Raw genomic sequence first — 6,756 nt, 5'->3', positions numbered from 1 at the left:
GACGGCTGCCACGCGGTCGACACGCCGCAGCAGGTCGCCGACGCCGCCGACCTGATCTTCCTGACGGTGCCCGACGACCATCTCGCGTCGGCCGCCGCGGCGCTGCGCTTCGACGCGTCGCGCGCCGCGCAGCAGGCCGTCGTTCACTGCAGCGGCGCGTCGGCGGTCGCCCTGCTCGATCCGGCGAAACGGCAAGGCGCGGCCACCGGCGGCTTCCATCCGCTCTACCTGTTCGGCGGCACCGACGCCGACCTCGCCCGCATCGACGGCTGCTCGGTCACGATCGAAGCCGACGGCGCGTTGCATGCGACGCTGCTGCGACTTGCTGCCGCACTCGGCTGCCATCCGCTGTCGATTCCGGCCGGCGGCCGGATGCTCTATCACGCGGCCGCGCACTACGCGGCGAGCTTCGCGCTGTGCGGGCTGGCGGAAGCGGTCGAGCTGTGGCGCGGCCTCGGTTTCGACGAGGACGCCGCGCTGCGCGCGCTGCTGCCGATGCTGGCCGGCACGATCGAAACCGCGCGCGACAAGGGGCTCGCGAACGCGCTCTCCGGCCCGGTGTCGCGCGGCGACACGGGCATCGTCGAACGCCAGTTGGCACTGCTTGAAACGCGCGGCGGCGATCATGCGGCGCTGTACGCGCTGCTGACCCGCCGCGCGATCGCGCTCGCGGCGCAGCGCGCCACGCCGCCGGCGTCGCTGCCGGCGCTCGCCGAAGCCGTCGAAACGTCGCTCGCGCGCACCGCCGCACACCCCTCCCCGTCGCAAGACGAGGCGTGATAATGTGTCGGCCGATGCGCCGCCATCCGGCGTTGGCGGCCGCACGCTACTGACTAAAAAAGGATGCCAACGATGTTCGGCGAGATCGCCCGTTTTCTGCTCAATACCGTCTTCACGCTGTTCGGCGCCGCGCTGATCCTGCGCGTCTGGATGCAGGCCGTCCGCGTGCCACCGTACAACCCCGTCACGCAGGCCGTGCTGCAGGCAACCAACTGGCTCGTGCTGCCGCTGCGCCGCGTCATCGCGGGCGTGCGCGGCATCGACTGGGCCAGCGTCGTCGCCGCGCTGCTCACCGCGCTCGTCTACGTCGTGCTGATGGTCGTGATGGCCGGCTTCGACCCGGCCTCGGTGATCGCGACGCTCGTCGTGGTCGCGCTGCTCACCGTCGTGAAGTGGGCGCTCAATCTCGTGATCTGGATGACGATCCTGATGGCGCTGCTGTCGTGGCTCAACCCGCGTTCGCCGGCGATGCCGATCCTCTACCAGCTCACCGCGCCGTTCCTGAACCCGCTGCGCCGCATCATCCCGAACCTCGGCGGCATCGACCTGTCGCCGATCCTGCTGTTCGTTATCGTGCAGGTGCTGCTGATGGTCGTCACGCGCGCCGCCGTGTCGCTGACGATGTTCGGCATCTGACGCGAACGCCGCCCCCTACGCCGCCGGCCCCTGCGCCGGCGGTCCGCCGAGCGTGTCGATCACGCCGAAGCGCGCCGGCATCATCGCGTAGCACACGCGCACCTTCTCGCGCGACAGCCGGTCGAGCAAGCGCTGCGCCTCGTCCTCGGTGACGATGAATTCGATCTCGATCGCGAGCGACCCCTGCAGTTCGAAGAAGCGGTCCTCGTGCAGCACGCGATGCTGGCCGAACCCGGCCATCGCGCGAAACGCGGAGCCGCCCGCGACGCCCATCCGGTTCGCCTCCTCCAGCAGCCATTCCCACAGCGGCTTCCAGTGCAGCCGATGCTTCTCGTGCACATAGAAGCGCAGGAAGACCTTGTCCATCGCACCCTCCGATGGCGGCACGCTCAGGCCGCCGCGAGCCACGCGCGCGCGGTCCACATGCCGAGCGCCGTCAGCGCGAACGATCCAGTCAAGTGTAGGGCAGCCACCGCAAACGCCCATCCGAATTCGCCCTGCATCGCATGCGTCATCACTTCGACCGAATAGGTCGAGAACGTCGTGAGGCCGCCGAGAAAGCCCGTGATCACGAACAGCCGCCACTCGGGCGGCAGCCCGACGCGGGTCGTGAACACGACGGCGGCGATACCGATCACGTAGCCGCCGATCAGGTTCGCGGCGAGCGTGCCGAGCGGCACGGCGGGAAAGAATTCATTGAGCGCGAGGCTCAGGAACCAGCGCAGCAACGCGCCGAGCCCGGCGCCGACGAAGATCGCGACGATCGAATAGAACAAGGGCACTCCTCACTGACGCCGCCGCGTGGCCGACGCGGCCTACGCTGAACTGTATGCGGAATCGCGCCACGCCGGCAATGCCGGCGGCCCGGGCCCGCGAGCGCCGGATCGTGTCGCAATGGCGCGACGCGTTTCATTATTTCCAAGCGTGCACCGCACGTCGATATTTTCCAAACAATTACATCTGACATTACGAATCCATTTTGAATCGGCCGAATATTTATCGGCTTTTAAAAAATCGATAAAGCGATTCAAGTTAGCCCTTGAAAATGCGTGCTCCACGTATTTTCCCTCATCAGACATTCCCGAATCCGGCCGATATTCCATGCAATTGGCGCAGTCGATTTCGTAGAATTATTTTGCCAATCCACTCCATCGACATGGAGACTCGAAAAATGAACAATATCCGCCTGTCATCCATGTTGATTCCGGCGCTGTGCGCGTCGCTGCTCGCATCGGGCGTCGCGCTCGCCGACGGCAACGGGCCACCGTCCTACGTCGAGGGCAATCGTGCACCGAAAGGCTTCGCACGGCCGCCGTTCCACACGAAGCCGCGTGCAAGCACGGCCGCGATCGCCGGCCTCACGCCGGCACTCACCCGACATGCATACGGCTTCGACTCGATTGCCAACCAGGGCGACGGGACGACCATCGCGATCGTCGACGCATACGACGACCCGAAGATCGAGTCCGATCTCGGCGTGTTCAGCAACGCATTCTCGCTGCCGGCCTGCACGTCGTCGAACGGCTGTTTCACCAAGGTATACGCACGCGGTACGCGGCCCAGGACGGATTCGGGCTGGTCGCTCGAGATATCGCTCGACGTCGAATGGGTGCATGCGATCGCGCCGAAGGCGAAGATCGTGCTCGTCGAGGCTGCATCCGCCAGCTTCAGCGACCTGCTGGCCGCGGTCGACGTCGCGGTGAAACGCGGCGCGTCGGTCGTGTCGATGAGTTTCGGCGGCAATGAGTTCAGCAGCGAGACCGGCTCCGACAGCCACTTCAACGTCCCGGGCGTCACGTTCGTCGCGTCGTCCGGCGACAGCGGCACCGGGACCGAGTACCCGGCGGCATCGCCCTACGTGGTGTCGGTCGGCGGCACGACGCTGTCGTCCGATGCGGCCGGCAACTATGTCGGCGAAGCCGCATGGAGCGGCAGCGGCGGCGGCGTGAGCACGACCGAGGCCGAGCCGGCCGGACAGACCGCGTGGCCGATTCCGGTGGCCGGCAAGCGCGGCGTGCCCGACGTCAGCTACGACGCGAATCCGTCCAGCGGTTTCGCCGTGTACGACTCGGTCACCTATCAGGGGCAGGCCGGCTGGTTCCAGGTCGGTGGTACGAGCGCAGGCGCGCCGCAATGGTCGGCGCTCGTCGCGATCGCCAATTCGCTGCGCACGGCAGCCGGCAAGAAATCGTTGAGCGGTAGCTACGACGCGCTTTATACGGTCGGCAAAACCGCCTACGGCAGCGACTTTCACGACGTGACGATCGGGTCCAACGGCAATTGCGGCAGCGTCTGCAACGCGGCGGGCGGCTACGACTACGTGACGGGACTCGGTTCACCCGTCGCGCCGGCGCTCGTGCAGGCGCTCGTCGCGCAGCCGTAACTGCGCGGTCGTCGCCGGTCGGCCAGTGGCGCGGCGCTCAGTCGCCGTGCCAGGCACGATCAAGCACGCTCAGCGTTGCGCGTGCACCGCCCTTCAAGCCGATCACGTCCGCACGGTGCGCATGCGCTTCGCGTGCGTTGATGCGGATCACGTCCGCACCGAGCCGTTCGCTCAGCAGGCGCACGGTCGGGATCGCGGTGCCCGCGCCGATCTCGACCACGGCGACCCGCCCGGCCTGCGCGAGCCAGTCTTCCAGCGCGCGTTCCTGCGCGTCGTAGCGCGCCCCGAGCCAGCCGGTGTCGCCGAACATCAGGATGTTCGGCCGCGCGAGGCCGCCGCAGTGCGGACAGCGCGGCAGGTCGCCGACGAGGCGGCAGGTCGCTTCGTCGACGTCCGGCACGAACGGCGCCGCATCCCACGTGTCGTCCGAACAGGGGCGCAGGCACTGCATCGCGTGGATCGAACCGTGGATCTCGACGATCCGCGCCGGATCGAAGCCGGCTTTCTGGAACTGGCCGTCAACGTTGCTGGTCAGCACGAAGCCGCCGTTCGGCATCGCGTCGATCCAGCGACGCAGGATCGCGAAGCCCGCATGCGGCACCGTCGCGCGGTAAAGCGCGAGACGGTGCCCGTAGAAGCCCCACGCGAGCGGCGCGCGTGCCCGGAATGCGTGCGGCGACGCGATCTCGTGAAACTCGAAACGCTCGTGGCGCAGCGCCGGATACGCACGCCAGAAGCCGTCCGTGCCGCGAAAATCGGGCAGCCCGGAATCGACGCCCATGCCGGCGCCGGCCGTCACGAGCAATGCGTCGGCACGCGCGAGCGCGGCGACGGCGGAAGCGACGAGATCGGCGGGCAGTTGCGCGGCAGCAGCAGCAGCGGTGGCGGCAGCGGAATCGGAAAGCGGCATGATGGGACGGAGGTAGCGTCGGGCGGTGCGCGGGTGGCGTCGCGATCATACGCCGGTTCGCACGCGCCGCGGCATGCGCAATGCAACGGCTTGACCCGATGCTCGCCCGGCCGCGAGGGATGCGGTCAGCCGGCCGATGCAGGGGGCGGCCGGCGGTGCGCCCGCTGGCCGAGTCCCCGCCTGTTCAGCTATCCGAATCGTCCAGCGCGACCGGAATGTCGTCGGCCGCGAAATAGACCGGCTTGCCGAGCTGCCGTGCGAGACCGACGTCCATGTCCGCCCCGCGCGACGCGCCGTCGATGCGCAGCACGGCATCGCAGCGGCGCAGCAACCGGTGCGCGGCCGGATACAGGAACGTCTCGCTGATCGCGTCGCCGACCTGTCGCGACCCGGCCGCGACGGCGAGCGGCAGCGACACCCATTCGCCGATCATCGGCACGTGTCCGCGGCGATACACGGCAAGCGCCGCCTGCTCCAAGCGGTGCAGGTTCGCGGCGATGCGCGCGGGGTCGCCATCCGTGCCGCTGCGATAGGGGCCGGCGACCAGCACGAGCAGCGGCGTCATGCCGTGCGCGCGCCGGCGGTTTCCCGCAGCGCGACGTACTGGAGCAGCATGATCGTCTTCGCATCGACGATCTCGCCGCGTTCGATCGCGTCCAGCGCCGCCTGCAGCGGCATCTCGACGACCTCGAGATCCTCGCCCTCTTCCGCGACGCCGCCGCCGTCGCCGGTGCGCAGCGACGCATCGTATTCGCCGACGAAGAAATGCAGCTTCTCCGTCACCGAGCCGGGGCTCATGAACGCCTCGAACACCTTGCGCACGCCGCGCACGCGATAACCGGTCTCCTCCTCGGCCTCCGCGCGGATGCGGGCTTCGGGCGTCGCGTCGTCGAGCAGGCCGGCGGCGGCCTCGAGCAGCATGCCGTCGTGCCCACTGACGAACGCCGGCATCCGGAACTGCCGCGTCAGCAGCACGTCGCCCGTCCCGGCGTTGCGCAGCAGGATGGTCGCGCCATGGCCGCGATCGTAGGTCTCGCGGCTCAGGCGCTGCCACGTTCCGTCGCGGCGCAGGAAATCGAACGTCACCTTCTTCAGCACATACCAGTCATCGGACAGCACCGTCGTATCGACGATGCGGACACGGTCCCGCGTTGCAGCCATCGCAGCCTCCGGTTCGACAAAAGACGGCGCCCATGGTAACGTGCATATTCGTGCAACTTCAAGAAAATTCGTGCAATCACGATGCTGACGACTCAACGCAAGAAAGCGATCCTCGACGCACTCGCGCGCGACGGCCAGGTGCTGGCGGTCGAACTGAGCGCGCAATTCGGCGTGTCCGAAGATACCGTCCGCCGCGACTTGCGCGAGCTTGCGGCCGAAGGCCTGCTGCAGCGCGTGCATGGCGGTGCGCTGCCGGCATCGCCCGCCGTTGCGCCGTTCGCGCAGCGCGAGGCGCTCGAGACGGCGGAGAAGCGGCGCATCGCGCGGCGGGCCGCGGAGATGATCGCGCCCGGGCAGGTGGCGATCGTCGACGGCGGCACGACCTCGGCGCTGCTCGTCAGCCAGTTGCCGGCCGACCTGCGCGCGACGATCGTCACGCACAGCCCGAGTGTCGCGGTCGCGCTCGCCGCGCATCCGTCGATCGACGTGATCCTGATCGGCGGGCGGCTCTACAAGCATTCGATCGTGGCCGTCGGCGCGGCAGCGATGGAAGGCATTGCGCGCATCCATGCGGACCTGTACTTCATGGGCGTCACGGGTGTGCATCCGGTCGCGGGGCTCAGCACCGGCGATTTCGAGGAAGCGGCGATCAAGCGCGCGCTCGCCGAACGGGCGGCCGAGACGGTCGTGCTCGCGTCGCAGTCGAAGCTGCGCGCGGCGTCGCAGTTCGTGATCGGTGAACTCACGCTGGCGCAAACCGTGGTGGTCGAAAAGGAAACCGACGCCGCGCTGACGAAGCCGATCGAGGCGGCGGGCGTGACGGTCGTGCGCGCGTAGCGGCGCGGGGTTGCGGCCGTGCGGGATGTGCGGATGGTCGGATGTGCCT

9 protein-coding genes are annotated in these 6,756 nt (G+C 68.4%); 4 read left to right on the top strand and 5 right to left on the bottom strand.

Annotation, left to right across the window (positions count from 1 at the left end):
• Positions 1-780 (top strand): DUF2520 domain-containing protein (locus F3J15_RS30275; protein ID WP_166895844.1); only part of this gene is annotated, 780 nt, incomplete at its 5' end.
• 72 nt (positions 781-852) lie between these two features.
• Positions 853-1,416 (top strand): YggT family protein, encoded by a 564-nt coding sequence (locus tag F3J15_RS30270; protein ID WP_069247355.1) that lies wholly within the window; start codon positions 853-855, stop codon positions 1,414-1,416.
• Between the two features lie 15 nt (positions 1,417-1,431).
• On the opposite strand, the gene F3J15_RS30265 is transcribed toward F3J15_RS30270, so the two are convergent.
• Positions 1,432-1,782 carry a DUF190 domain-containing protein gene (locus F3J15_RS30265; protein ID WP_089446033.1) on the bottom strand — a complete coding sequence of 117 codons (351 nt, stop codon included), beginning with the start codon at positions 1,780-1,782 and terminating at the stop codon, positions 1,432-1,434.
• A gap of 23 nt (positions 1,783-1,805) precedes the next feature.
• Entirely contained in the window at positions 1,806-2,192 is a 387-nt protein-coding gene (gene crcB / locus F3J15_RS30260; protein ID WP_069247354.1) for a fluoride efflux transporter CrcB, read from the bottom strand.
• Positions 2,193-2,587: 395 nt separating this feature from the next.
• Here crcB and F3J15_RS30255 point away from each other — a divergent pair, with 395 nt between their 5' ends.
• A complete protein-coding gene (locus F3J15_RS30255; protein ID WP_089445102.1) occupies positions 2,588-3,799 on the top strand; it encodes a S53 family peptidase in 1,212 nt (403 codons plus the stop codon).
• A gap of 37 nt (positions 3,800-3,836) precedes the next feature.
• Here F3J15_RS30255 and F3J15_RS30250 read toward each other — a convergent pair whose 3' ends face one another.
• The 3 genes from F3J15_RS30250 to F3J15_RS30240 all read right to left on the bottom strand — a co-directional run bounded on the left by F3J15_RS30250 (position 3,837) and on the right by F3J15_RS30240 (position 5,870).
• On the bottom strand, positions 3,837-4,709 hold the full coding sequence (locus F3J15_RS30250) for a Sir2 family NAD-dependent protein deacetylase (protein WP_166895842.1): 873 nt from the start codon (positions 4,707-4,709) through the stop codon (positions 3,837-3,839).
• A gap of 184 nt (positions 4,710-4,893) precedes the next feature.
• Positions 4,894-5,274 (bottom strand): DUF4406 domain-containing protein, encoded by a 381-nt coding sequence (locus F3J15_RS30245; RefSeq protein WP_166895840.1) that lies wholly within the window; start codon positions 5,272-5,274, stop codon positions 4,894-4,896.
• Positions 5,271-5,870, bottom strand: a complete 600-nt coding sequence (locus F3J15_RS30240; RefSeq protein WP_089439421.1) for an NUDIX domain-containing protein — start codon at positions 5,868-5,870, stop codon at positions 5,271-5,273. Before F3J15_RS30240 ends, F3J15_RS30245 begins: the two co-directional genes overlap by 4 nt.
• An 81-nt stretch (positions 5,871-5,951) precedes the next feature.
• On the opposite strand from F3J15_RS30240, the gene F3J15_RS30235 reads away from it, so the two are divergent.
• Entirely contained in the window at positions 5,952-6,707 is a 756-nt protein-coding gene (locus F3J15_RS30235; RefSeq protein ID WP_166895838.1) for a DeoR/GlpR family DNA-binding transcription regulator, read from the top strand.
• Positions 6,708-6,756 lie beyond the last annotated feature (49 nt).

Source organism: Burkholderia sp. Ap-955 (assembly GCF_011753045.1).
GTDB classification, from domain to species: Bacteria; Pseudomonadota; Gammaproteobacteria; order Burkholderiales; family Burkholderiaceae; genus Burkholderia; species Burkholderia lata_D.
This window is presented reverse-complemented; position numbering and strand designations above follow the sequence as displayed.

What these genes read in the sequence shown, in the direction of transcription:
- F3J15_RS30270 (WP_069247355.1), top strand. Translation starts at nt 853, where the DNA reads ATGTTCGGCGAGATCGCCCGTTTTCTGCTCAATACCGTCTTCACGCTG.
- F3J15_RS30265 (WP_089446033.1), bottom strand. Translation starts at nt 1,782, where the DNA reads ATGGACAAGGTCTTCCTGCGCTTCTATGTGCACGAGAAGCATCGGCTG.
- F3J15_RS30240 (WP_089439421.1), bottom strand. Translation starts at nt 5,870, where the DNA reads ATGGCTGCAACGCGGGACCGTGTCCGCATCGTCGATACGACGGTGCTG.
- F3J15_RS30250 (WP_166895842.1), bottom strand. Translation starts at nt 4,709, where the DNA reads ATGCCGCTTTCCGATTCCGCTGCCGCCACCGCTGCTGCTGCTGCCGCG.
- F3J15_RS30235 (WP_166895838.1), top strand. Translation starts at nt 5,952, where the DNA reads ATGCTGACGACTCAACGCAAGAAAGCGATCCTCGACGCACTCGCGCGC.
- F3J15_RS30255 (WP_089445102.1), top strand. Translation starts at nt 2,588, where the DNA reads ATGAACAATATCCGCCTGTCATCCATGTTGATTCCGGCGCTGTGCGCG.
- F3J15_RS30245 (WP_166895840.1), bottom strand. Translation starts at nt 5,274, where the DNA reads ATGACGCCGCTGCTCGTGCTGGTCGCCGGCCCCTATCGCAGCGGCACG.